21 protein-coding genes and 4 pseudogenes are annotated in these 22,765 nt (G+C 64.5%); 16 read left to right on the top strand and 9 right to left on the bottom strand.

Annotation, left to right across the window (positions count from 1 at the left end):
* The first annotated feature begins 17 nt into the window (after window positions 1–17).
* Both NLI89_RS17225 and NLI89_RS17220 read left to right on the top strand, forming a co-directional pair.
* Window positions 18–413: a hypothetical protein gene (locus tag NLI89_RS17225; protein WP_115381523.1), complete on the top strand. Its 396-nt coding sequence runs from the start codon at window positions 18–20 to the stop codon at window positions 411–413.
* Window positions 410–697, top strand: a complete 288-nt coding sequence (locus NLI89_RS17220) for a hypothetical protein (protein ID WP_116463039.1) — start codon at window positions 410–412, stop codon at window positions 695–697. The genes NLI89_RS17225 and NLI89_RS17220 overlap by 4 nt, the downstream gene beginning before the upstream one ends.
* Window positions 698–727: 30 nt before the next feature.
* Here the strand turns inward: NLI89_RS17220 and NLI89_RS17215 are convergent, their stop codons facing one another.
* On the bottom strand, window positions 728–901 hold the full coding sequence (locus NLI89_RS17215; RefSeq protein WP_162527087.1) for a hypothetical protein: 174 nt from the start codon (window positions 899–901) through the stop codon (window positions 728–730).
* 77 nt (window positions 902–978) lie between these two features.
* On the opposite strand from NLI89_RS17215, the gene NLI89_RS17210 reads away from it, so the two are divergent.
* The 6 genes from NLI89_RS17210 (at window position 979) to NLI89_RS17185 (ending at window position 7,676) form a co-directional block, all read left to right on the top strand.
* A complete protein-coding gene (locus tag NLI89_RS17210; protein ID WP_116463040.1) occupies window positions 979–1,350 on the top strand; it encodes a hypothetical protein in 372 nt (123 codons plus the stop codon).
* Between the two features lie 345 nt (window positions 1,351–1,695).
* The gene (locus NLI89_RS17205; protein WP_116463041.1) at window positions 1,696–2,013 is read left to right on the top strand and encodes a hypothetical protein; all 318 of its coding nucleotides are present in this window, start codon (window positions 1,696–1,698) and stop codon (window positions 2,011–2,013) included.
* Window positions 2,010–2,822: a hypothetical protein gene (locus NLI89_RS17200; RefSeq protein ID WP_115381515.1), complete on the top strand. Its 813-nt coding sequence runs from the start codon at window positions 2,010–2,012 to the stop codon at window positions 2,820–2,822. Before NLI89_RS17205 ends, NLI89_RS17200 begins: the two co-directional genes overlap by 4 nt.
* On the top strand, window positions 2,819–5,812 hold the full coding sequence (gene mobF / locus NLI89_RS17195; protein WP_116463042.1) for a MobF family relaxase: 2,994 nt from the start codon (window positions 2,819–2,821) through the stop codon (window positions 5,810–5,812). Before NLI89_RS17200 ends, mobF begins: the two co-directional genes overlap by 4 nt.
* A 153-nt stretch (window positions 5,813–5,965) precedes the next feature.
* Window positions 5,966–7,192 (top strand): Fic family protein, encoded by a 1,227-nt coding sequence (locus NLI89_RS17190; protein ID WP_116463043.1) that lies wholly within the window; start codon window positions 5,966–5,968, stop codon window positions 7,190–7,192.
* A 76-nt stretch (window positions 7,193–7,268) separates the two neighbouring features.
* On the top strand, window positions 7,269–7,676 hold the full coding sequence (locus tag NLI89_RS17185; RefSeq protein ID WP_115381509.1) for a hypothetical protein: 408 nt from the start codon (window positions 7,269–7,271) through the stop codon (window positions 7,674–7,676).
* Here NLI89_RS17185 and NLI89_RS17180 read toward each other — a convergent pair.
* A complete protein-coding gene (locus tag NLI89_RS17180; protein WP_115381507.1) occupies window positions 7,661–7,861 on the bottom strand; it encodes a hypothetical protein in 201 nt (66 codons plus the stop codon). The genes NLI89_RS17185 and NLI89_RS17180 overlap by 16 nt on opposite strands.
* Before the next feature lie 431 nt (window positions 7,862–8,292).
* Between NLI89_RS17180 and NLI89_RS17175 the strand changes: the two genes are divergently transcribed.
* The 3 genes from NLI89_RS17175 to NLI89_RS17165 all read left to right on the top strand — a co-directional run bounded on the left by NLI89_RS17175 (window position 8,293) and on the right by NLI89_RS17165 (window position 10,061).
* On the top strand, window positions 8,293–8,847 hold the full coding sequence (locus tag NLI89_RS17175) for a hypothetical protein (protein ID WP_116463044.1): 555 nt from the start codon (window positions 8,293–8,295) through the stop codon (window positions 8,845–8,847).
* A 288-nt stretch (window positions 8,848–9,135) separates the two neighbouring features.
* On the top strand, window positions 9,136–9,534 hold the full coding sequence (locus NLI89_RS17170) for a hypothetical protein (protein WP_116463045.1): 399 nt from the start codon (window positions 9,136–9,138) through the stop codon (window positions 9,532–9,534).
* Window positions 9,535–9,536: 2 nt separating this feature from the next.
* Window positions 9,537–10,061 carry an RES family NAD+ phosphorylase gene (locus NLI89_RS17165; RefSeq protein WP_116463046.1) on the top strand — a complete coding sequence of 175 codons (525 nt, stop codon included), beginning with the start codon at window positions 9,537–9,539 and terminating at the stop codon, window positions 10,059–10,061.
* 170 nt (window positions 10,062–10,231) lie between these two features.
* On the opposite strand, the gene NLI89_RS17160 is transcribed toward NLI89_RS17165, so the two are convergent.
* Together NLI89_RS17160 and NLI89_RS17155 are read right to left on the bottom strand one after the other, a co-directional pair.
* Window positions 10,232–11,077, bottom strand: a complete 846-nt coding sequence (locus NLI89_RS17160) for an SDR family NAD(P)-dependent oxidoreductase (RefSeq protein ID WP_254688144.1) — start codon at window positions 11,075–11,077, stop codon at window positions 10,232–10,234.
* A complete protein-coding gene (locus tag NLI89_RS17155; protein ID WP_254688143.1) occupies window positions 11,074–12,060 on the bottom strand; it encodes an aldo/keto reductase in 987 nt (328 codons plus the stop codon). Before NLI89_RS17155 ends, NLI89_RS17160 begins: the two co-directional genes overlap by 4 nt.
* A gap of 757 nt (window positions 12,061–12,817) precedes the next feature.
* Here NLI89_RS17155 and NLI89_RS17150 point away from each other — a divergent pair.
* Both NLI89_RS17150 and NLI89_RS17145 read left to right on the top strand, forming a co-directional pair.
* Window positions 12,818–13,294: an Hsp20 family protein gene (locus NLI89_RS17150; protein WP_254688142.1), complete on the top strand. Its 477-nt coding sequence runs from the start codon at window positions 12,818–12,820 to the stop codon at window positions 13,292–13,294.
* 89 nt (window positions 13,295–13,383) lie between these two features.
* The gene (locus tag NLI89_RS17145) at window positions 13,384–13,902 is read left to right on the top strand and encodes an Hsp20/alpha crystallin family protein (RefSeq protein ID WP_254688141.1); all 519 of its coding nucleotides are present in this window, start codon (window positions 13,384–13,386) and stop codon (window positions 13,900–13,902) included.
* Between the two features lie 850 nt (window positions 13,903–14,752).
* Here the strand turns inward: NLI89_RS17145 and NLI89_RS17140 are convergent.
* Complete coding sequence (locus tag NLI89_RS17140; protein ID WP_254688140.1) at window positions 14,753–15,709, bottom strand: manganese catalase family protein; 957 nt, start codon at window positions 15,707–15,709, stop codon at window positions 14,753–14,755.
* Between the two features lie 123 nt (window positions 15,710–15,832).
* On the opposite strand from NLI89_RS17140, the gene NLI89_RS17135 reads away from it, so the two are divergent.
* Window positions 15,833–16,222 (top strand): cupin domain-containing protein, encoded by a 390-nt coding sequence (locus NLI89_RS17135; RefSeq protein WP_254688139.1) that lies wholly within the window; start codon window positions 15,833–15,835, stop codon window positions 16,220–16,222.
* A gap of 396 nt (window positions 16,223–16,618) precedes the next feature.
* On the opposite strand, the pseudogene NLI89_RS17130 reads toward NLI89_RS17135, so the two are convergent.
* The 3 genes and pseudogenes from NLI89_RS17130 to NLI89_RS17115 form a co-directional block, all read right to left on the bottom strand.
* Window positions 16,619–16,816: pseudogene (locus NLI89_RS17130) on the bottom strand (KUP/HAK/KT family potassium transporter); the annotation flags it as partial.
* A gap of 222 nt (window positions 16,817–17,038) precedes the next feature.
* Window positions 17,039–17,375: pseudogene (locus NLI89_RS17120) on the bottom strand (MerR family DNA-binding protein).
* Window positions 17,376–17,400: 25 nt separating this feature from the next.
* Window positions 17,401–19,725, bottom strand: a complete 2,325-nt coding sequence (locus NLI89_RS17115; RefSeq protein WP_254688146.1) for a heavy metal translocating P-type ATPase — start codon at window positions 19,723–19,725, stop codon at window positions 17,401–17,403.
* 221 nt (window positions 19,726–19,946) lie between these two features.
* Between NLI89_RS17115 and NLI89_RS17110 the strand changes: the two are divergent.
* Window positions 19,947–20,959 (top strand): annotated as a pseudogene (locus NLI89_RS17110) (IS110 family transposase).
* Window positions 20,960–21,191: 232 nt separating this feature from the next.
* Here the strand turns inward: NLI89_RS17110 and NLI89_RS17105 are convergent.
* Window positions 21,192–21,554: pseudogene (locus tag NLI89_RS17105) on the bottom strand (helix-turn-helix domain-containing protein); the annotation flags it as partial.
* Between the two features lie 109 nt (window positions 21,555–21,663).
* Here NLI89_RS17105 and NLI89_RS17100 point away from each other — a divergent pair.
* Window positions 21,664–22,686: an IS110 family transposase gene (locus NLI89_RS17100; protein WP_254688138.1), complete on the top strand. Its 1,023-nt coding sequence runs from the start codon at window positions 21,664–21,666 to the stop codon at window positions 22,684–22,686.
* The last annotated feature ends 79 nt before the right edge of the window (window positions 22,687–22,765 follow it).

Raw genomic sequence — 22,765 nt, 5'->3', positions numbered from 1 at the left:
CTGAATGGAGCTCCATCATGACCCTCGACCTGAGCGACTTTAAACCGACGCCTCTGCCCTCCCATGAGACCCCGCCCTATGCGTCGGCGGACCCTTCTACGGACCTGCGGCTGATCTTTGCCGGCACCGACTGGAGCGAGCCCGGACATGGCGGTTATCCGACCCGAACCGCGGCGGGAGATTGGATGATCCGGGTCAAGCTGGACCTGCCTTACCCCATGCTCGCGAGCCTCGAAGCGAAGGCCGGGTCGCATGACATTGGCGAGCTCATCCGGGCCGCTCTCGTGATCGCTGGGTATGGCTCCGAATCCGACATCGTGGGCGCCAAGTCCGACCGCTACGTAACCCGCGATGAGCAGCGTGAACGGCTCGGAATGCCTGCGACGATGACGAGTTCGGAAGACGCCGGATGACCCATCAGTCCGGACACGAACGGCTGCGCTATGAAGCGGTTCTGAAGCCTCTCGAGTGGGAGCAGCGGATGCTTGTCGACGGTCGGCACGACCTGCGCCGGATCGTGACTGCGATGGCCTCCGACGGCATCGCGATCAGCGAGGAAGTGGCGCTCAAAGCCTGGCATCGGTTTTCCGAAGAAGAGCATTGCGCGACCTGGTACGGCCTAGGCAGTGACGACGAGATCCGGCGCAACCTGATGCCGCATCTGACGTTGAGACCCGTCGCCGAGCAGGACCGCTGACTGGCGTCCGTGACCTCCCGACAGACTGGATCACGCGACCCGATGAGCGAAGTCGAGCACCGGTATACCAGGACGGCTTTGGCCCTGATGCGCATGGCCATGGCGCTGCTCGATCGGGCAGGATGCACCCTTGCCGCCGCCCGGCTTCAGCACGCGATCGACACGGTCGAAGCCGTCCCGGGGAACGCGGCGATGCCGCTTCATTCAACTGAGTCGCCGGGTGCTGAATCCGACCATCATGACCATCAGCGTGGTGCTGGAATAGGGGAGGGTACAAGCTCATGACGAACGCCGTCACCCTTGGTATCTCGGGCTGGTTCACTGCGCACGGAACCCTCTACCATGAGGAGGGTCGCAGGCTCGACGAAATCACGCCGGAGGACTGGTTCAATCTCGTCGCTCATGCCGATGCGATCGACTTCTTTACGCGGCCCGACCCGGCGTTGCCGGCAGCCGACGCCCGCATCTTCCACCTCACCATCACCGCCGGCGAGCGGTCGCGCGAGCTGGCGATCAACGACCCGTTCGAAGCGCCGGAGTTGGCCTTGCTCATCCGGTTAGCGCGCCGCGCCATGCGGGATCGATTGGTGCAAAGGGTTGAAGCGATGGACGGGGAGACCCTCGCGGCCTTACGGGCAGTCTCGACAAGGTGAGCCGGTACTGATCCGACTGGCCGGCTTGTACGCCGGCCTGGTTGCCCCGCCGGACGCCGGATCAGCCCCGAACAGCCGAACAGCAGCAACATCCAGCGACCTGAGAAGTAGGGGTTAGGGGGCACACCCGATGCACCCCGAAGGGGTGCAGAAAAGGGCAGATTTGCGTCGTTCCGGCCGCATGGTCCTATGCGGATACTGCGCCCGGACCATCTGGTCCGTCCTGGTCCACAGAGCGGATAGGGCAAGGAAACCCGCAGTTTTTGCTTGCGCTGCTCTGCACTTCCTCCTTGCGCGCTCCGTAGGCGCAATGCACACTCGCTACCGGGCAGAAGGGGTGTCCGCATGGCGCGCGTACCGATCACGGTGTACCTGCAACCCGACCAGCTCGCCGGCATTGAGCGCCGCGCGGGCCAGGTCGGCAAGACGCGCAGCGCCTGGGTAGCGGACACGCTGGTGCGCTCACTCGAAGACGAGCTGCTGCCGCTGGACGAGATCCTTCTCGACCAGCTGACCAAGGTCCGTGCCGGCCTGGAGGTCGTCGCGGAAGCGCAGGTCGGGCGTGGCCCCGACAGCAAGAAGGGTCTTGCCGAGTTGCGGCAACGACGGGCCGAGCTGGCGACCCGCATGCTGGCCGAAGCGCGTTCGAGACTGCGGCGATGACCGACGCTGGTCGCAGGCGCATCGACGTCTCGAGTGACGTCCACAGCCGGCTGGACGCCGAGTCCAAGCGGCGCAACATCCCCATCCGTGATCTCGTGGAACAGGCGGTCACCACCATGTTCGACAGGGAGGCCCAAGCGGCCTTGTCCGTGCGTCAACAGCGCGAGCGCCGCCATGCCGATCGGATGGAGGAACAGACCGCTCAAATCGGCGAGGTTACCCGTCGCGTCTCGGCCCTGATCGCCCAACAATCGAAGGACCTACCCGGCGCCTTGAACGCAGGTTTCGACGCGATCAAGACCACCATCAAGGAGACCGGCGGGACCGGACATCTCCGCGATTTGATCGCGAAGTTCCAGACCGACTTCACGGTCCTGTTCAAGGAAGCGCAGGGTGCTCTCGCCGTCTCCGTTGGCAATGTCACTAAAGCCGTCGAGGAGCAGGCAAAGGGCTTCGGAAAGCAGCTCGACCGGATTGAGAAGCGTCAGTCGGATACGCGTACAAAGCTTGGCGTAGGTGCCGCCCTTGGCATCGCTGGACTTGTTCTGATCTGTCTGCTGTTCGCCAATACCGCACCTACCCGCTGGCTCTCAATTCGTCTCCTGGGTGAAAGTGACGCGGTACCTGCGGCATGGAGCTTGGCAGGCGATGGGCGCACGACTGGCGAGCTCATGGCGGAGACAAAAGGCCTTCTCGCCAGTGACACATTTCGGGTCCGGTACGCCGAGTGCGCGGCCCATGCTAAGCGCATGAAGAAGCCGTTTCCCTGCCGGCTCACCTTTCCGCCTCTGGAAAGCAAGACGCCGTGACCGTTCGCCCAAACTCGATCGCCGGCGGCGGGGATGCGGCGAGCTATTACGCGGCCGACAACTACTACACCGGCGAGCAGGCGGGACCGTCAGAATGGGGCGGGGGAGGGGCCGAGGAACTCGGTCTGTCCGGCACCGTGGATGCCGGAACATTCTCCGAGGTGCTGGACGGCAAACTGCCCAACGGGGCCGTCATTGCAAGAGGCGGCAACGGCGAGCGAGCGCCGGGTTTCGAGCTGACGTTCAGCGCGCCGAAGTCAGTGTCGCTGGTCGCCTTGATCGGACGCGATGAGCGGGTCATGCCGGCATTTGCCGAAGCTATTCGGAGCACCATGGCGTGGGCCGAGGAGCGGTTCGGGGAGGTGCGGTCAGGCAAGGCCGGCGCGGTGATCGAGCCCGGTCGCCTGGTGTACGCGATCTTTCACCATGACCTGAGCCGAAAGCTCGATCCGCAGGCACATGCCCATGTCGTCGTGGCGAACGCCGCGCAACGCGGCGACGGCCGCTGGGTCGCCCTGCACAATCCGGCCCTGTGGAAGCACTCTAGCACCATCGGTGCCGTCTTCCACGCCGACTTCCGTGCCCGGTTGGAGCAGCTCGGCTACCGGACCGAGATCACCGGCAAGCACGGCCAATTCGAGATCAGCGGTATACCGCGTGCCGCAATCGATGCGTTTAGCGCCCGGCGCGAACAGATCCTCAGCCGGGCGGCTGAGCTCGGCGCCTCCGGCCCCAAGGCGATGGAGACGATCGCGGTCAGTACCCGCGATGCCAAACAGGCGGGCGATGCCACGGTTGCCCGCGCCATGTGGGCCGAGAAGGCCGAGGTACATGGTGCCGCCATCTCCGCCGTCGTGGACGCCGCGCGAGGAGTCGAGCGGCCGCGGTCGGTATTGAGCACTGTGCGTGCCTGGGGTGCCGCTTTGCTCGAGCGCATCACCCATGCCTTCGGACCACGACCCGAGCCGCTGCTCCACGGCACGGATGCGGTGCGCCGGAGCGGCGAACTGGCGAGCGGCTACGCGGTCGCGGCCGGCGTTCGGCACCTCGGCGAGCGAGAAGCGAGCTTCACCTACGCGGACCTGCTGAAGAGCAGCCTCGATCTGGCCGAGAAGGGCGCGACGGTGCGCGGTATCGAGGCGCGCATCGAGCGGCTGCGCGAGGCGGGTGTCCTCATCTCGGGGCCGCGTGGCAGCCTGCACGCAGACCGGCTCACGACCCGCGACATGCTGGTGACGGAAAAGGCGCTGGTTGCGGCCGCGCATGGCGGGGTGGGGCAGGGGACACCCATCCTCGATGCGGCCTCGGTCGACACCGCACTCGACCGCGCGGCCGATCGGCGCGAGGTCACACTTTCCGCTGAACAGCGCGTTGCGGCGCACGCCATGCTGTCCGGCACCAACCGCATCCAGGTCGTCCAAGGCGATGCCGGCACCGGCAAGTCGTTCCTCTTCGAACTCGTACGGGAGATTGGCGCGGAAGTAGGGGCGCGGATGCTGGTACTGGTCCCGCAGAACAAGTTGTTGGATGACCTGACCGGACGGGGGCTGGAGGTGCGCTCGCTCGCATCCGTGCTGAAGGAGCATGGTAGCCGCGCCGGCCCGGCCAAGCCGAACGAGCAACTTTCGGCGCTGATGAAGGGCAAGGTTGTGGTGCTGGAGGAGGCCTCCATGGTGTCCTCGCGTCAGCTTGCCGGGCTGTTCGAGGTCGCCCGGAACGGCGACGTCGCCAAGTTGGTCTTGGTAGGCGATGTGAAGCAAATCCCGGCGGTTGAGGCGGGGCGACCCTTCGCGCTGCTGCAGGAGGCGGGAGCTCCGACGGTGCGGCTCACCGAGAACCGGCGCCAAAAGACCGATGTGCTCCGTGATGCCGCTTCCCTTGCGCGCGAGGGCAGGGTCGTTGCCGCCTTCGAACGGCTCGCGGACAAGGTGCAGGAGAGCGCTCATCCGGCGGGAGCGGCCGTCGTCGAGTATCTGAAGCTTTTGCCCGAGGAGCGCGACCGCACCGCCTTGCTCACCTCAGGCCACGTCCTGCGCGAAGCCGTGCTGGAAACGGTCAGGGCCGAGCTGCTTGCTCAGGGCAAGCTTGGCGAGGATGCCGTGAGCCTGCGGAGCTGGGATACGCTGAACCTTACCCGTGAGGAGCTGCGCCAGATCCGGCACTGGGCTGAGGGTATGCGGCTCGACATCTACCGCCACCAGTCAGGGCTTGTGCCGGGATCCTACGAGGTTGGCTTGATCGATCGGGCGAGCGGTATGCTCGAGCTCGCCCGTGACGGTCACACCGGGCTCTTCGATCCCAAGAGCCTCCGATCGGGAGGGGAGGGGGCCGCGCTCTCCGTTCCCGGCGAGATCGAGGTGCGCGAGGGTGATCGCCTGGTCTTTACGGCCAGCGACCTGAAGCGTGGGATGTCGAACGGTGCCGCAGTGACCCTTACTGCGATCGATGGCGACACGCTCCACCTGTCCGGCCGTGACCGGAATCATGTGATCGGGCCCGACGACCCGATGCGCGAGCGGCTTGGCCATGGCGCCGTGATCAACATGCACCGTGCGCAAGGGATGACGGTCGATCGCGCGATCACGGTGATGGACAGCCGCGACAGGCTGCTCAACAGCGAGAGCCTCTACTACGTGCTCCAGACCCGCGCGCGCGAGGACGTGTCGCTGCACACCGACGACAAGAAAGCACTCGCTAGCGCGATCGAGGCGCATCGTGGTGACGTTCCGCACGCAAGCGACGTGGCACCCGAGCTCTCACTTTCCGGCAGGGAGCGGTTCGATCCAGCCACGGGCGAGCTGCCCCGACTGGACGATCCAGGCGCAAGCGATCGTCGCCAGCTGGACGCAATGAGCGCCGCCCTCCGATCCATTGGCAGCGAGCCTACCAAACCAGCCCCGGAGGCTATCCGGCAAGCGCCGGTTCCCGTGAAAGAGCTGATAAAGGAGCCCGAGATCGAAATCGACCACGATTACGACTTCGACATGTGAGGGATCGCAAGGCGATATGGGCGGGCGGACCAGCTTTGTTCTTTTCAATGTTCACTGATTTGCCGGCCTCCAAACCGGACATTGTAGCGGCCCGGTATCACGTGCATAGGACAACGTTAGCGAGGCAAGAGAGTGATCTAGAGGCTGCGGGACATGGCCAAAGAACCGGACATCCAGGCGGTCGCCGACCGGGGCGAGGGCATCGGGGCCATGCAGCCCATGAAGATAGGGGAGGGCGGTTCACGATACCGTGAAGCCGTCGATCTCGCGCTCGAACTGACCGCCAAATCTGCCGCGTTCCGCAGCAGCCTGCCACCCGCCATGCGGATGGGGCTCGCCGACCTCGTCCGGGCGATGAACTGCTACTACAGCAACCTGATCGAGGGGCATGACACTCATCCCGTCGACATCGAACGGGCGCTGAAGAACGATTTCAGCGCCGACCCGGCCAAGCGTGACCTCCAGTTGGAAGCGACCGCGCACATCGCAGTCCAGGGCTGGATTGATGGGGGAGGGCTGGAGGGCCGCGCGACGAGCGTGGAGGGCCTGCGTGAGGTCCATCGGCGCTTCTGCGAGCATCTGCCCGAGTCGATGCTCTGGATCGAACCGGTCGACGGCGGCGAGCGCGTTCCGGTCGAGCCCGGTGCCTTGCGGACCCGCGATGTCCGGGTCGGGCAGCACATTGCGATTAGTCCCGGGGCCGTGCCGCGCTTCCTCGAGCACTTCGCCTGGGCGTATCAGAAGCGCGGCGCAACCGACGCCATCGTATTGCTGGCGGCCGCGCACCACCGGTTCGCTTGGATCCATCCGTTTCTCGACGGCAACGGTCGGGTCGCCCGCCTCATGTCGCATGCCATGCTGCTCGATGCGTTCGACACGGGCGGCGTGTGGTCGATCGCGCGCGGCCTCGGCCGCAACGTGCAGGCCTACAAGCGACACCTTGCCGCCTGCGACCTGGCCCGCCGCAACGACCTCGATGGCAGGGGCACGCTGAGCGAGGAGGAGCTGGCGAGCTTCACAACCTTCTTCCTCAAAACCTGTATCGACCAGGTCGACTTCATGGCCGGCTTGGTCGAGCCCGAGCAGCTGCGCAGTCGCATCCGGCGCTGGGCGGCCGAAGAGACGGATCGGGGAAGGCTGCCGGCCAAGGCCATCCAGGTGATCGACGCAGCGTTGTACCGAGGCGAGCTCCCGCGTGGCGAGGTGGAGAGCATCGTCGGCACCGGCGAACGCCAGGCGCGCCGGGTCACCTCGGCGCTGACGAGCCTCGGCGTGCTGACGGCCGACAGCTCCCGGGCACCTCTCCAGATCGCCTTTCCAGCCAAGCTGGCGGGGAACTGGATGCCGGGGTTGTTTCCGGACGCGGGAAGCCGGCGTTAGCCGCCCGAGCGATCGGCGGTGTGGCGCAAGGCGTAAGGTGATATGGTCCTGGGACCGCGCCAGTGCGGACCAACGTATGGAGGCAGCCTTTCCGTTCTTTAGCCGCACCGACTTTCAAGGTCAGCCCAGCAGCCGCGCCTACCGGCCCTACAAGGCGTTCGAGGCCGTTCTCGACCGTCTTCTCGGCGAGCAGGTGAGAGCGGACGGCGCGTGCGGCGTCGACCTCTGGTGCGCGCTCACCAACACTCGTTGGTTCGGGCCGGATGGAGTGGAGGTCTCCTACGGCTTTCGGCGGGCCGGTCATGCCGTGGCTTGGGTGCGCGAGGAGGGGGACGACCTCACCTGGTATTGCAGCGGCGAGCCGGGGCAGGTCGCGCAGTGGATTGAGGAGGTGCTCGCGGGAGCTGGATGGTCGTGGAGGCGCTTGGAGCCGGACGCCGCAGACACCCGTGAGGTGCCCGACGACAGTCAGCGCCTGCCATAGAGTTCGGGATGCTGCTCGACGAACGAACGGCGGACCTCACGCAGCCGAACGGCTTCCGGTGTTCTCGCTTCCCAGGCAGCCACGGCATGCAGCAGATCATCGTCGCGGCCGAGCACCGCGTCCGCATGGTTGACGATTACGATATTGGGCGTCGCCTCTGGACGGATCGTTAGCAGCCGGTTCATCGCTTCGTCTTCGCTGCCCGGCCCGATCCGGTCCGCGACGACTGCTAGTGCCAGTCCGGCAGAGCGACCGACACCGCGATAGCAGTGGATGACCGGGGAGCCGGCCTCGTGTTCACGCGAAGGTGAGGGCAGTGGCTACCTGATCTTGGCTTGCCACGCGGATGCAGCCATTGTTCCGGTCGACGTTTTCAAAATCGAGCACCAGGTGCAGCGGGTGCGGCTTCCCATAGAAGCGTAGCTGGTCGGAGCGACGGCAGCCGGGACCTGATTGCGAGAACGCCGATTGGGGGTGTGAGCGCCTCGAAACAGCTAGCTACGAAGTGCCCATGGTGACACTCTGCCCAGCGGCAAAGTGTCGCAGCTGACAGAAACGTCGCCGGCCGGCCCGGATGGGATTCACACGATTCGCGTTTCGTGCTTCTCCTGTTCCCATGATCCAGGGTGACTTGTTCTCCGCATCCCCGGCAATCCCGCTGCAGCTTCCCTCCCAGCTACCCCTGGCTGAGGGTCTGCCGTCGATCATCGATGTCATTGCGCAGGTGTCGACCCGGCCGCGCTACGCCTTCATGGTCCTGAATCTGATCGCGCGTGCGGCAGGGCAGGGGGGCAAGGCAGGACCCTACGTCGTCCAGCAGGGGCGGGCCGTTCGGCTGCGCGACTGGTTGTGCGACGCGCTCGCTCCGATGGCAGCCCGCGATCCGAAGCGGGTGGCGCTGGCCGAGCAGGTGAGGGTGGAACTAGCAGAGCAGGGGCAACTGCCCGGAGACCCTGACGCAGCGTCACGATTAGTGGACCAGATAGTGCTGGAGCGGGTGCGCCGCTCCGGCCGGTGTAATGTCAGCCGGGCAGTGTCGGAGCTGGTCCGGGCAGGGCTGGTCCGGCGCCACTATGAGGGCTGGCGCGTGGATCACCACAATCGGGGCGCCCGGCGTGAGGCGGTGTACACGCTGTTGCCTGATACGATGCGTGCATTAGGCAAGGCGTAGAGCTGTATCCGTGCTGGCAATGACAAACCGCAGTCTTCCAATTAACTTATCCTGAATCACGGTCGTATGGCGAGGTGACGCACTTGAGTTTGCCCGTGGCTAGCAGTACCAGTGCGGGACCCGCTGGCAGGGATTGCTTGCCAGGCCAGGAGCCGCTTGAGCGTACGCGCTCGGCGGCTCCTGCTTATCATCTAAGACCGGGCAGTCTCCGCGAGCACACGCAGCCGTCGATCGTTGACATACGAGGGCATGTGCATATATTGTGCATTAATCCAGCGGAGACGCGTTATGGCTACCGCCTTCCTAGTTGACGAGCAACGCGCGACGCGGCTTGCTTCCGGCTTCGTTGCAAGCCTGCAGGAGCCGAAGACCCCTTATATCTCACCCAAGCGCGTCGCGCATGTGTTGGGCGTCCAACTGTCCCGGCTAGCGGAGATCGCCGGCGTCCACCGCAACACGCTCTCCAATCCCGCGTCGGAGCGGCTTCAGGATCGGTTACGGGACATGGTGCGCGTGATCGTGGCTGCAAGCGAGCTGACAGGTGACATCGAGCAGGCGGTCTACTGGTTCAGGAACGAACCGATTGTAACGCTCAAGCGCCAAACGGCTGCCGAGCTTGTTGCCGCAGGGCACAGCGACGCGGTCATGACTCATTTGTCCGAACTGGTTGACGGCGCGAACGGGTAGTCGTGCTCCACATCGCGACCGGCTCCAGGCATTTCTATCGCTGTCTTACGCCGAAATGGGCCTATCTGCCGCTCAGTGGCGCTGGAGCCGCAGGCGCAGGCGGCAGGTTCAATCGCCCTGGGGTCGAAGCCCTGTACCTTTCGGCCGAGCCGGAGACCGCGCTAGCCGAGTACAAGCAAGGCTCCAGCCTGCCACGCCCGGCAACCCTTGCCGCCTATGAGCTAGATCTACACGACGTCGTCGACCTGTCGGCCGGCTACGATTCGGATTATTGGACGCCTCATTGGGCAGATTGGGACTGCGATTGGCGCTGGATCGCGAGGGTTGAGCACAAGGTGCCACCGTCGTGGAAACTTGGCGATGAGGCGATCCGGTCGGGTACTGCGGGTCTGCTGTTTCCGTCAACCCATCAGCCCGGTGGCACAAGCCTCGTGATCTTCAGCGCCAACCTGACCGCTGCTGATCGGCTTGCGGTGCACGACCCTGACGCTATGCTGCCGAGAGATCAGCGCTCGTGGGACCCGTAGAGGCGAGCTGCTCCGAGTTGAGAGGGCAATTAACGCAAAAGCTACGGCGGCAACGAAGTTCGATAACATAGATTATGTAAAATCAATCTGATGCTGAGGGTCGGTCATACGGTCTTAGGGCTCGGGATCGATCGTATCAAAGTGGCGATGATCGCGCATCCTCGTATCGGCTAGCTTGCCGAAAAGCTCGGCAGTTGTCGTGATCCGGCGCCTGACCAGCCTGCGTCGTCCATGGCTGCGGCTGCGGCCTCGGCATCCGGCCTATCTCGATCCCAGCGCGCAGCATCGAGCCGCCGGCCGGTCACGCCTGATGACGCCTCGGAGGCAAGCCATAGCAGCGGCGGAACAATCACGCGCGGATCTAGCAATCCCTGGCGCGCCTCTTGCGGGAGACTGTCCGGGATCATGCCCGTTGCCGTGGCGCCACCTGGCAGCAGTGCGTTGACGGTCACGCCGGTGCCCTCGAGATCCTGCGCCCAGATGATGGTCTCGGACTCCAGCGCCGCTTTTGACGGTCCGTAAGGCGAAAAGCCGCGGCGGCGCATCGTCGCGTGATTCATCGTGATGTTGACGATCCGACCACGACCTGCGGCAATCATCGCGGGAACAGCCGCCCGCGTCATCAGGAAAGGCCCGGTCACGTTGGTGTCGATCACCATACGCCAGACGTCAGGGTCGGTTTCCCAGAACCGTGTCGGCTCCGTCAGGAACTGTTCGCTGACATATTTCATGCCGCGTCCGGCGTTGTTGACGAGCAGATCGACCCGGCCGAACCGGTCGAGCGCCGTGGCGACGACGTGGGCACAGTCTTGCTCGTTTCTGACGTCGGCGATCATCGGGATGATGGCGCCATTACCGGCCTCGGCTGCCACCCTTTCGATTTCCGTTGCCTCGCGGGCGGCGGTCACGATCACGCGCACGCCGCCGGCCGCCAATCCGAGCACCATGGCGCGGCCGAGTCCACGTCCGCCGCCCGTGACGATCGCGACCTGGCCCTTCAGCGCATCGGCGCTCATCGGTTGAGCGCCTGCATCTGCGGCGCGGCGTAGCGGGTCCCCGCAGCGGCGCCCGGCGGCAGGATCCGGTCTATGCGGGCGCGGTCCTCGTCGGTCATCCGCACGTCGAGAGCGCCGACATTCTCCTCCAGACGAGCGGGTTTCTTTGTTCCCGGGATCGGCACGACGTCCTCTCCCTGGGCAAGCAGCCACGCAAGCGCGAGCTGTGACGGCGTGCAGCCCTTCTCCTGCGCCATCGCTTCGATCTCGCGCACGAGATCAAGGTTCTTCTGGAAGTTCTCCCCCTGGAAGCGCGGCGCGTGGCGACGGTAATCATCAGGGGCCAGATCATCGATGCTGCGGATCTGCCCGGTAAGGAAGCCGCGCCCCAGCGGGCTGTAGGCGACATAGCCGATGCCCAGCTCACGCACCGTCGGCAGGATCTCCTCTTCGGGCTCCCGGCTCCACAGGGAGTATTCCGTTTGCAGCGCCGTGATCGGGTGGACGGCATGTGCACGGCGGATCGTCTCTGGCCCCGCTTCCGACAAGCCGAGATAGCGTACCTTGCCCGCCTTCACGAGCTCAGCCATGGCGCCGACCGTTTCTTCGATCGGGGTGTCGGGGTCGACGCGATGTTGGTAATAGAGGTCGATGTGGTCGACGCCGAGGCGCTTTAGCGACGCATCGCAGGACTGCCGGACATAATCGGCGTCCCCGCGGATACCGAGAAACTCGCCCCCCTCGCCTCGTACGTTCCCGAACTTGGTCGCAAGCACGACCCGGTCCCGCCGGTCAGCAATTGCCTTGCCGACCAGGACTTCATTGGTGAACGGGCCGTACATGTCGGCGGTATCGAGGAAAATAACACCCAGGTCGATAGCACGATGGATGGTGGCTACCGCGTCGGTTTCGTCACGCGCTCCGTAGAATTCCGACATGCCCATGCATCCGAGCCCGAGTGCGGAGACCTCGAGGCCCTCCAGTCCAAGCTTGCGTACGCGCATCGCAGATTCTCCTTTGTTGATGGTATTAAGCAGAAAAGGTGGACCGCGTATCCGTTACCGTTCGCGCACGTCCTAATCCTCCGAGGAGAACGGGAGGGGCCTGCATCGCCCGCGTATCGATCGTCGTTCGGTGGCGGACGCCCGGCAGCGCCAGCCGCTTTGGCTCCCCGACACTTCGGCCACACTTAGGCTGACGACTTATGGTCACCGTCAGAAATGTCGCTCGCGATACCCGCGGGGAAAGCAAAACTGGCAGTGGGCAGGCCTCGCTCCTTGAAACCGTACCATAGCCTCAAGGGGCGACGGCCCTGGAAATCAGGCGCGTTGTGCCGGAGAGTTTTGGCGATCGAAGTATGGATCCTCCTGTCTCTGATCAGCCCTCATGAACGCGGCAATTTTCTCACTGGTTCCGCGCCCATGATACCTCGGCTTAATCTGTCCTGGTCGAGAGCCGTCCGGCAGAATTGCACCTGTGAGGATCCAGAGAGCGTCTTGGGCGGCCCGTCCGGCACAATCCCGCTTCGGCCATCCGTTCAATCAATCGGTCAGCCACAAACTGTGCATACGCTTGCCCAAAGCTGCACCAACTGATCCGAACCGCGCTTGACAAAAATCGTGCTGGAGGAGCCTTGAAGACAAAAAGCCGTTGCCTAGCTGAGCGTTGCCGGGCGCCGTTCGGGTCCGGTGGGACATAGAGGGCGCCGGCTCTTCTCTGGCGCTTCTCATGCCCGGATCGCTTCATCTGGAGGATTTGGATATGAGGACCAACTTCGATTTCACGCCCTATCGGCGTTCCACGGTCGGCTTCGACCGCCTCTTCGACCTGCTCGAAACCGGCCTTCGCGCCGATGCAGCAGATGGCTACCCGCCGTTCGACATCGTCAAGGACGGCGAGGACAGCTACCGCATCACGCTCGCGGTCTCCGGCTTTCGTCCCGACGAGATCGAGATCGTCGCGCAGCAGAACCAGCTCACCGTCACCGGCAAGCGCGCCGAGGACGAAAAGCAGGGTGAATATCTGCATCGTGGCATCGCGACCCGAGCGTTCGAGCGTCGCTTCCAGCTGGCCGACTTCATCGAGGCGGGTGACGCCCGGTTCGAGAATGGCCTGCTCAGCATCCAGCTGAAGCGCGTCGTCCCCGAGGCGGCGAAGCCGCGCAAGATCGCGATCAGCGGCAGCACGCCTGCCAACGACCGGATCGAGGCGCCAAGCGGAGAACGTGAGGCCGCCTGATCATCACGCAACCGGCTCGTCGGTGCCGCTCCTTCAGGGCGGCGGCCGATGGGTCATGGCGTCTCAAGCCAGCCGAGGAGAAAGAAACCATGGCTATCCGTGACCTGATCCCCTGGAGCCGGCAGGAGAACCGGCCCCCTGCCCCGGTCAGCGCCGAGCGACGCGACCGTGACGAACATCCCATCATGTCGCTGCAACGTGAGGTGAACCGGCTGTTCGAAGATGTCTTCCGTGGCTTCGGCGTGCCGTCGCTCGGCGGCGTCAGCCGCAGCCTGGCGTGGCCGCACGTCGAACTCGGCGAGACCGACCAGGATATCCGAGTCACCGCCGAACTGCCCGGCCTCGACGAGAAGGATGTCGACATCTCGCTGGAAGAGGGCGTGCTGACGCTGCGCGGCGAAAAGCGATCCGAGGTCGAGGACAAGGATCGCGGCTACTCGGAACGCAGCTACGGCCGCTTCGAACGACGCATCGGCCTGCCCGATGGCATCGACCGCGACCGGGCGAGCGCAACGTTCCGGAACGGCGTGCTCACCGTGACGCTGCCCAAGACCGAGGCGGCAAACGAGGATATCCGCCGCATTCCGATAAACGCGCAAGCGGCGTGATCGGCGGGCCCGGGACTTCGGTTCCGGGCCTTGGCGGCTCGATGGCGGACGATCCCTTCGATCACCAGGAGAGCTCCAGTCAAGTATCAAGCCCGGCGCGACATACGATAGCCGAAAACGGCTCCCTCATCCTGAAGGGCCCATTGCTGCAATCAGGAACGTGAGGGCCGCTGGCCCGACATGGCCTCAGATATCGCTGTCTGAATCCTTCACGGTTTGGCCCGCGAAGTATCCGATCGGGCGCTAGCCCGCCGACCGTTTCGTATCCTCCATCGTATTCAAAGGCTCGGCGAGCATCTTCCAGACGGCAGCGGCGCGTGCCTCACCAGCACAGTCGCTGTGTCGCGGCTCGCCATCGCGAAGCTTTCACGGGTAGCACAAATAGCCTGAACATCATCGCCAGGGTGTCGCGACAGAGACGGCTGTAGCGAAGCTGCCGCGAAAAAGGCCATTACGACGGTATTTGACCAGGTCGCTGAGCCGCGGCGAAGGACGAGGAAGTTTCGAGCCAGGGTGCGGCCAGTTCGCCACGGATGACCACCCGGAGCGACAGGTCCGAATTCCTGAAATGGCTAAGCGATCGCGATCACAGTTTCCAAACAGGTTGCATTCACAGCGCTACGGACGTGGAGGACAAGCGCGGATCGCCATGCGCCGGCGACCCGTAGCGGCACCCGCAGGAGGCGCGGGTGCGTAGCCGGTTGTGTGATGGCGGCCAATATCGCAAGCTGGCACACGTCCGCGCTCAACCGGCGAGATCCAAGCATTCATGCAGCGCGCCGCCACCGTCGCCCGTTCACCTCCCCGCTTGATGAACAGGCCAGCGCTCACACGATCGCCGGCATGCTCCTCACTTGGCAACCGTGGCTTCTGCCTTCGCGGGGGCTTCTTCAATATTCGCAGCACCGCCCATGTCGCCGGTCTTGGTGCGGCCTGCCCCTGGCCCGGCTCCGAGGTCGGCACCGGTGGTGGGATCGGACGATGGATCCGACATGGTCCGCGCCGCCATTTTCTGCCCGACCTTTTTGTCAGCAGAACCAAGCTTCACAGTGGCGGTGCCGTCGCCCCCATCGATAGGCATCACCTGCTCGAGATCATCAACACGATCCCATTCGTCGCCCGAGTTCCACGGGCCGGTGGCGTCCCCTTCCCCTTGCGACGTGTTGACGTACATGCTCGCGTACTTTTCGACGCCCGGCAGCTTGCCGGAGGGGAAGTTGTTCTCGATCGCGTAAAGGGCCTTCTCAAACGATTTCTGGTGGGCGACTTCGCGCGTCATCAAGAACCCGAGCGCGTCCTTGATACCGGGATCGTCCGTGATGTTGATCAGCCGCTCGTAGACGATCTTGGCGCGGGCCTCCGCGGCAATGTTGGAACGCAGGTCGACTGTCGGCTCGCCGCGCGAATCGACATAGGCCGCCGTCCAGGGAACCCCCGCGGAGTCACAGAGTGCTGGACCGCCGCCGAACAGGATCGACTCCTTGGCGCTGCTGCCGGCCGAACCCACCATCTGATAAAGCTCGGCTTCCTTCATGGTGCCTTCGGCGAGCTGTGCCTTGAGACCCTTGTTGAGCATGGCGACGATCGAGCCGATGATCTCGAGATGGCTAAGTTCCTCGGTCGCGATGTCCAGGAGCAGGTCCTTGCGGCCTGCATCGTCCTCCCCCAGCCCCTGTGTAAAATATCGCATCGCCGCCGCGAGTTCACCGTCAGCCCCGCCGAACTGCTCCATCATCATGGTTGCCAGACGTGGGTTCGGCTCTGACACTCGAACGGTGTATTGCAGGCGCTTGTTGTGCATGAACATGGGTCGGGCTCCGGAAATCGCAGGCCTTAAGCGAACGAAGAGGCACAGCGTTCCAAGGAGCGGCCACCTTGAAGCCGTCCGCGGAGCCGGTATGGGGGGCGGCAGCAGATCGGCGGATCGATCATGCCGCTGATGCTGGAGGATTGTATGCTCTCCCGGACAACGCTCGCTGCGGCCTTCGATCGAGTGACCGAGCACTGGTCGCCGAAGGTGATCGGCAAGGTGAACGATCAATTGCTGAAAGCGGCAAAGCTGAAAGGTGAGCTTGTCTGGCACGCGCACGATGGCCAGGACGAGCTCTTCTACATCGTCAAAGGCTCGCTTCGCATCGATTTCGAGGATGGAGCAGTCGATCTTGAGAAAGGTGACTTTCTTACCGTCCCGAGCGGCGTACGCCACAATCCGGTTGCTCAGGAGGAATGCTGGGTGCTTCTAATTGAACCAGCGTCCACTAAGCACACCGGCGACGAGGTTACCTCGCGCACGCGCACTCTCGAGGAACAACTTGGCTAGGCGAGATCTTGCCCCGGTTCGGCGGACACCGTTTATCGAAGCCGATCCAACAAGGCCTGGCTGAGGTCGATAGGCCGGGTCAGCCGGGGCCACGCAAGAAGCCCAAGGTCACCGATGCGGACGCCCACCACACATGCCGACGTTGCCAATCCACCGCCCGTCTTCGCATCGTGCATGTGTGGAAGGATCAGATGGCGCCGTTCATCCGCCGTCGGCATCGCGCGGGCAGAGGCGAAGAACACGCTTGCCGATCTCGCCTAGATGTCTAGTTGCGGAACGTCGTTGGGAACAGGTAGGATGGGCTATCGGCCAATATGCGTGGCGCTTTCAACCGTTGATTGATGAGGTGCTGTGATGATGCAGTTCCATCCTCAGGCACGAACGACACCCGCGGTGCGCGCAGAGAGCCAGCGAGAGCACGCCAAGGATGTCCGATGCGGTTATGCTGGTAGCGGCCGCCTGGCCCAACGCTTCACGAAATGCATAAAGCGGCGAGGTGCCAATATCGCCGAACACCACTCCGATCGCGCCGAGCGCCAACGGTGCGAACCTGTCGCGATGCGCCACATCTGGGTGGCTTCCGGATCTATTCATTGCTCGTATCAACCTGTTGCTTTTCTTGGCCCCTAAATGCCTGATGGGGCGTCGCGAGTTTGCGTGATGTACTCGCGGGGCAATCGGTACCCCAGCGCCTTGTGCGGTTGACCTCGTTGTAGTGGGTCAGCCAGGCGGCCAACTGCTCCATGACGGTGCGGCCATCGGGCGTGCGGTTAACGAGGACGTAGTCGCGCTTGAGCGGGCGGAGGAAGGCCTCGGCTATTCAGCCAAGCGTTCGATGATCGGACAATCAGGCCGATCATCGCCATGACAGGCTTGGGCGAGCCCGGTCATTGATCGGCGCATGGCTTCAAGGCGCGCACCTTGCGGCCCAATTCGGCAGCGCGGGATTCGGCCAACGCCTTCACTTCCGCGCTCGACCGTTCCCGATCCGGCCACAGGCCGAGCAGCGTGCGGATTTCCTCGATCGGGAATCCCGGTCGCGCGCGTTGGCGATGAACCGCAGCCGGTGAACATCGGCATCGGCATAGTCCCGGTAGCTCCCGCGCCGCGCTGGCGCGGGCACCAGCCCGATCTTTTCATAGTGGCGGATCATGCGTTGGGAGACGCCGCCCCTATGTTCACAGCTTCACCGCGTTGAGCCGCAGCGCGTTGAGGACGACGGTGAAGGACGAGAGCGCCATCGCCGCACCGGCCAGCATCGGTGACAGCAGGATGCCCGCGACCGGATAGAGCACCCCGGCCGCGACCGGCACGCCGATTCCGTTGAACAGGAACGAGAAGAACAGGTTCTGGCGGATATTGCGCATCGTCGCGCGGGCGAGCTTTCGCGCGCGCACGATCGCCGAGAGATCGCCACGCGTGAGCGTCATGCCCGCGCTTTCGATTGCCACGTCGGTTCCCGTGCCCATCGCCAGCCCCACGTCCGCAGCGGCAAGCGCCGGGGCGTCATTGATGCCGTCGCCGGCCATCGCGACCTTGGCACCACCCGCTTTCAGCTCGCCGATGATGCGCGCCTTGTCTTCGGGCCGCAGATCGGCGCGCACGTCGTCTAGACCGCCCACGGCGCGCGCGACAGCATCGGCCGTCCCCCGGTTGTCGCCGGTGAGCATGACAACGCGCAGGCCCTCTTTGCGAAGCGCGGCAATGGCGTCGTGCGCCGAAGCGCGCACCGGATCGGCGACCGCGAGCAGACCCGCGAGAGCGCCGTCGATCGCGACCAAGATAACGCCCGCCCCTTCGCCACGATGACGATCGGCCGCGGCATCGAGCGGCTTGGGGTCAGCGCCGATCCGGCTGATTTGCGCGGCGTTGCCGATCACGACCGAGCGGCCGTTCACTGTAGCGCTGACACCCATGCCAGTCTGCGAGGCGAAGTCCGCGACCGTGCCGAGCTGCAATCCTCGTTCCTTAGCGGCTACGACGATCGCGTGAGCGAGCGGGTGTTCGGATTGCCCTTCGACAGCCGCGGCGAGCGCGAGCATGTCGTTCTCTCCGATCGCGCCGAAGGTTTCGACCACGATCAGCTTGGGCTTGCCTTCCGTGAGCGTCCCCGTCTTGTCGATCACGAGGGTATCGACCTTTTCCAGCCCCTGTAAGGCTTCCGCGTTCTTGACCAGCACGCCGGCCTGCGCGCCACTTCCGGTGCCGACCATGATCGACATGGGCGTGGCGAGCCCGAGCGCGCACGGGCAGGCAATTACCAGCACCGCAATGGCGTTGAGCAGGGCATGGCCCATGCGCGGCTCCGGCCCGACCAGCGACCACACCACGAACGTCACCACCGAGATCAGCACGACAAGCGGCACGAACCAGCCCGACACCCGATCAGCGACCGCCTGAATCGGGGCGCGGCTGCGCTGCGCTTCCGCGACCATGCGGACGATGCGCGCCAGCATCGTATCCGCGCCGACCGCGCGCGCTTCCATGACCAGGCTACCCGTGCCGTTCACGGTGCCCCCGGTCACAGCCGCCTCGACTTCCTTGAGGACCGGCGCGGGTTCGCCGGTGAGCATGGATTCATCGACGGAGGAGCGGCCCTCGACCACCACGCCGTCAACCGGGATCGCCTCGCCGGGACGGACCCGGAGCCGATCGCCGGCGGCCACCTCGGCAAGCCCGACTTCCTCCTCAGAGCCGTCAGGGCGCAGTCGGCGCGCCGTCTTGGGGGCGAGGTCCATGAGCGCGCGGATGGCGCGCCCCGTCGCTGCCCTGGCGCGCAGTTCGAGCACTTGCCCGAGTAGCACCAGCGTCACCACGACGCCGGCAGCCTCATAATAGACCGGGACCATGCCCCCGTGCATTCGGAACGTCGGGGGAAAAATGCCCGGCGCGAGCGTCGCGACCACGCTGTAGAGGAAGGCCGCGCCCACCCCGATCGCGATCAGCGTGAACATATTGAGGTAACGGGTGCGGATCGAGGTCCACCCCCGCTCGAAAAAAGGCCAGCCCGCCCACAGCACGATCGGCGCGGTGAGCGCGAGCTGGACCCAGGGAGAGGCCGCAGCACTGACGACGTGCAGCCCGAACATTTCAGTGAACATCGAGACGACGAGCAGCGGGATCGTGAGCGCGCCCGCGACCCAAAGACGGCGCGTGAAATCCACCAGCTCGGGATTGGGAGCGTCGTCACGCGACGGTTCTTCGGGTTCGAGCGCCATGCCGCAAATCGGGCACGTCCCGGGCCCTTCCTGGCGGACTTGCGGGTGCATCGGACACGTCCATATCGCCGTCGCCGTCGCCGTCGCCGTCGCCGTCGCCGTCGGCGCAGGCTTCGGCTTGTCGCCGAGATAGGTATCGGGGTTGGCGACGAACTTGGTCCGGCACCCGGCGCTGCAAAAATGATAGGCGTGCCCTGCGTGCTCCGCGTGGTGCGCCGTCGTCGCCGGATCGACCGTCATCCCGCATACCGGGTCCACGGCCGTTGCCGTTCCTTCGGTGGCCATGCCGTCAGAGCAGCAGCCACCAGGCCTGGCGCTGCCGTGAGCTTGTTCGAGGGCAAGAGCCTTGTCAGCCAATTCACCGGAACAGCAGGACGCACGCCCGACGGCCGGCGCTAGCGACGGAGGCCCTTCTTCGCGCTTTCCGGAGCAGCCGCAGCGCTTGACTTGAGAGGCGCGGGATTGAGGGCCGTTCATGGCGTGAGACTCCTTCGACCCGAAAGCTTGTGCTGGGGATCGACCTCGGTAAGAACAGCTGTAGCCTTGCGGGCCAGGACGCTACCGGCGCTGTGGTACTACGACGGCGGATGACGCGCGAGCGGGTGATCGCGTTCGTTTCCAACCTGCCGCGCTGCGTCGTTGCGATGGAGGCTTGTTGCGGCGCCCATTTCCTTGGTCGTCTCTTCGAAGGTCAAGGTCATGAGGTGCGCCTTATGTCGCCGGAGTATGTCCAGCCCTACGTGAAGGCTCAAAAGACCGACGATCGTGACGCAGAAGCGATCGCCGAAGCGGCAACCCGGCCGACCATGCGGCTGGTGACACTGAAGACCGAGGTTCAACTCGACCTGCAGGTGCTGCACCGGGCTCGGCAGCGGCTGGTGACCTCACGTACTCGACTTACCAACCAGCTTCGTGCCGTGCTCCTCGAGCGCGGCATCATATTGCCCAAACGCCGGGCATCTCTGGTGCAGCGGCTGAACGAGCTGATGGACGCTGAGCTTCCGATCAGTGACCGAGCGGTCCGGCTGCTCATCGATCTCCGGGATGAGTGGGCCAGGATGGACCGGCGGATCAAGACTTATGATGACGAACTGGCGGCGCTGACCCGTGACGATGATCAGGCGCGCCGGCTTGCCACCATCCCCGGTATCGGCGTCATCAATGCCACCGCGCTGCTCGCCGCCGTCGGTGATGCCTCGGCATTTACGAAGGGGAGAGATCTAGCCGCTTGGCTCGGCCTAACGCCACGCCAGCATTCTACTGGTGGCAAGACCAGGATGCTCGGCATCAGCAAGCGAGGTAACAAATACCTCCGCGTCCAGCTGATCCACGGGGCGCGTGCGGCCATGGCGCACTTCACCAGGCAGACCACGCCGACAGGCGACTGGGTGCGCCGGCTTGTAGCGCGTGCTCATCCCAATGTCGTGGTGGTGGCGCTGGCCGCGAAGCTGGCGCGCATCGCGTGGCCGTGCTGCGGCATGGGCGTAGTTTTGATAGTCAGGCGCTCGTGGCAGCCTGACCAGGAATAGCGGCGGGCTCAGCGCTGACGCCGCTCACGATGTCTGTGGAAGTGAAGGACAGATGGCGTAACGGTTGACCCCCGCGTCGCGACAGCCTGGGCAAAAATGTGGTGCTCGACACCGCCGTCTTTATGAGGCCCGTGACGCGCGAGATCCATCTTGGCCAGGGCATATGCCTTGAGACCGGATACGTTGATGCAGACCAGCACGCCGTCCAATTTCACTCTTGCAGACGGGGTGGGCCATACGTTTTTTGCGCGTGATCCCGTGCCGGGCGAAGAAGCGGTGCAGCGTCGAAACCGCCACTGTCACGCCCGCTTGGCCCAGTTCGCGCCGTAACTCGTCCAGCGTGATATCGCGGCGTGCCTCGTGCAGCGCCAGGACCGTGTCCCGGTGCGTCTCGATCCGGCGCGAGCGCGTGTCACCGCCCTGCGGCTTGGCGGCATAGCCGCCAGTGCTGCGACGCTGGTCGTGCCAGCGGATCACCGTCGAGGCCGACACCCCGAACCGCCTCGCCGCAGCACGGCAACTCACCCCTTCGTCAACCGCGGCCAATGCCCGCGAACGCAGATCCATTGATAATGGCTTGCCCATCCATGCCGACCTCCATCCAGCCAGCACCCTGATGATGTGGACGCCCCCGCACCGACCGCCAGTTGCTATGCTGCCGGCCGGTCAACCGAGAGGAAGAGGAGCGTTTACAATGGCGATCACCACGATTGGGCTCGATCTGGCGAAGAGCGTATTCCAGGCACATGGCATCGACGAGAGCGGCACCACAGTGCTGGTAAAGAAGCTGCACCGCAAGCAGATGGTGCCTTTCTTCTCGAAGCTACCACCCTGCCTGATCGCGGTGGAGGCTTGCGGAACCGCTCATTACTGGGCTCGCACGCTTGCAGCGATGGGCCACGAAGTCCGCCTGATACCGCCATCGTACGTCAAGGCTTACGTGAAGCGGGGGAAGAGCGATGCGCTGGATGCCGAAGCGATCTGCGAAGCCGTGCAGCGGCCCACCATGCGGTTCGTGCCGGTCAAGACGATCGAGCAGCAGGGCATTCTTATGACCCATCGCGCCCGATCGCTTCTCGTACGGCAACGAACCATGCTCGCCAACGCCCTGCGAGCGCATCTTGCTGAGCTGGGCCACGTTGCCAACCCCGGCATCGGCAACCTCGCCAAGCTGGCCGAGCAGGTGATGGCTGACAGGGATGCCATGCCATCCTACGCTCGTACGGCATTGGAGATATTGATCCGTCAGATCATGGCCGTCAGCGCCGAGATTGCGGAACTGGATCAGCAGCTTGCCACTTGGCATACCGAAAGTGAGGCCAGTCGCCGACTCGCCACGATCCCCGGCCTCGGTATCGTCACGGCGACAGCAATAGCTGCAACCGTTACGGATGCCGAGCAATTCTCTTCAGGCAGACAGTTCGCCGCCTGGCTCGGTCTGACACCGCAACAACACTCAACCGGGGGAAAAACCAGACTTGGCGGCATCTCCAAGCAGGGCGACCGATACCTGCGCCGATTGCTCGTCGTCGGAGCCACCGCAGTCATGCGCCACGTCAAGGATAAGCCAACGCCGATGGCGGACTGGATCAGGAAGCTCTCCGAGAAAAAGCCCTTCCGGCTCGTCTCGGTGGCCCTGGCTAACAAACTCGCTCGGATCGCTTGGGTCGTGCTGACCCGCAAGGAGGCCTATCACCCTTACGCCAATTTGACCTAATCACCCCAGGTTACCCGAAATGGTAATGGCAGTCGATGATGAGTAACGATCGAGCCAATGGTGAGACCAACCCGTCTGA

Origin of the sequence: Sphingomonas faeni, assembly GCF_024273235.1 — a bacterium.
Taxonomy (GTDB): Bacteria; Pseudomonadota; Alphaproteobacteria; order Sphingomonadales; family Sphingomonadaceae; genus Sphingomonas; species Sphingomonas faeni_A.
This window is presented reverse-complemented; position numbering and strand designations above follow the sequence as displayed.

Coding starts and splice junctions, on each gene's coding strand:
- NLI89_RS17175 (WP_116463044.1), top strand. CDS start 8,293: ATGATCCAGGGTGACTTGTTCTCCGCATCCCCGGCAATCCCGCTGCAG.
- NLI89_RS17220 (WP_116463039.1), top strand. CDS start 410: ATGACCCATCAGTCCGGACACGAACGGCTGCGCTATGAAGCGGTTCTG.
- NLI89_RS17215 (WP_162527087.1), bottom strand. CDS start 901: ATGAAGCGGCATCGCCGCGTTCCCCGGGACGGCTTCGACCGTGTCGAT.
- NLI89_RS17190 (WP_116463043.1), top strand. CDS start 5,966: ATGGCCAAAGAACCGGACATCCAGGCGGTCGCCGACCGGGGCGAGGGC.
- NLI89_RS17170 (WP_116463045.1), top strand. CDS start 9,136: ATGGCTACCGCCTTCCTAGTTGACGAGCAACGCGCGACGCGGCTTGCT.
- NLI89_RS17135 (WP_254688139.1), top strand. CDS start 15,833: ATGCCGCTGATGCTGGAGGATTGTATGCTCTCCCGGACAACGCTCGCT.
- NLI89_RS17150 (WP_254688142.1), top strand. CDS start 12,818: ATGAGGACCAACTTCGATTTCACGCCCTATCGGCGTTCCACGGTCGGC.
- NLI89_RS17180 (WP_115381507.1), bottom strand. CDS start 7,861: ATGAACCGGCTGCTAACGATCCGTCCAGAGGCGACGCCCAATATCGTA.
- NLI89_RS17160 (WP_254688144.1), bottom strand. CDS start 11,077: ATGAGCGCCGATGCGCTGAAGGGCCAGGTCGCGATCGTCACGGGCGGC.
- NLI89_RS17140 (WP_254688140.1), bottom strand. CDS start 15,709: ATGTTCATGCACAACAAGCGCCTGCAATACACCGTTCGAGTGTCAGAG.
- NLI89_RS17200 (WP_115381515.1), top strand. CDS start 2,010: ATGACCGACGCTGGTCGCAGGCGCATCGACGTCTCGAGTGACGTCCAC.
- NLI89_RS17155 (WP_254688143.1), bottom strand. CDS start 12,060: ATGCGCGTACGCAAGCTTGGACTGGAGGGCCTCGAGGTCTCCGCACTC.
- NLI89_RS17145 (WP_254688141.1), top strand. CDS start 13,384: ATGGCTATCCGTGACCTGATCCCCTGGAGCCGGCAGGAGAACCGGCCC.
- NLI89_RS17115 (WP_254688146.1), bottom strand. CDS start 19,725: ATGGCCACCGAAGGAACGGCAACGGCCGTGGACCCGGTATGCGGGATG.
- NLI89_RS17210 (WP_116463040.1), top strand. CDS start 979: ATGACGAACGCCGTCACCCTTGGTATCTCGGGCTGGTTCACTGCGCAC.
- NLI89_RS17100 (WP_254688138.1), top strand. CDS start 21,664: ATGGCGATCACCACGATTGGGCTCGATCTGGCGAAGAGCGTATTCCAG.
- NLI89_RS17185 (WP_115381509.1), top strand. CDS start 7,269: ATGGAGGCAGCCTTTCCGTTCTTTAGCCGCACCGACTTTCAAGGTCAG.
- NLI89_RS17225 (WP_115381523.1), top strand. CDS start 18: ATGACCCTCGACCTGAGCGACTTTAAACCGACGCCTCTGCCCTCCCAT.
- NLI89_RS17205 (WP_116463041.1), top strand. CDS start 1,696: ATGGCGCGCGTACCGATCACGGTGTACCTGCAACCCGACCAGCTCGCC.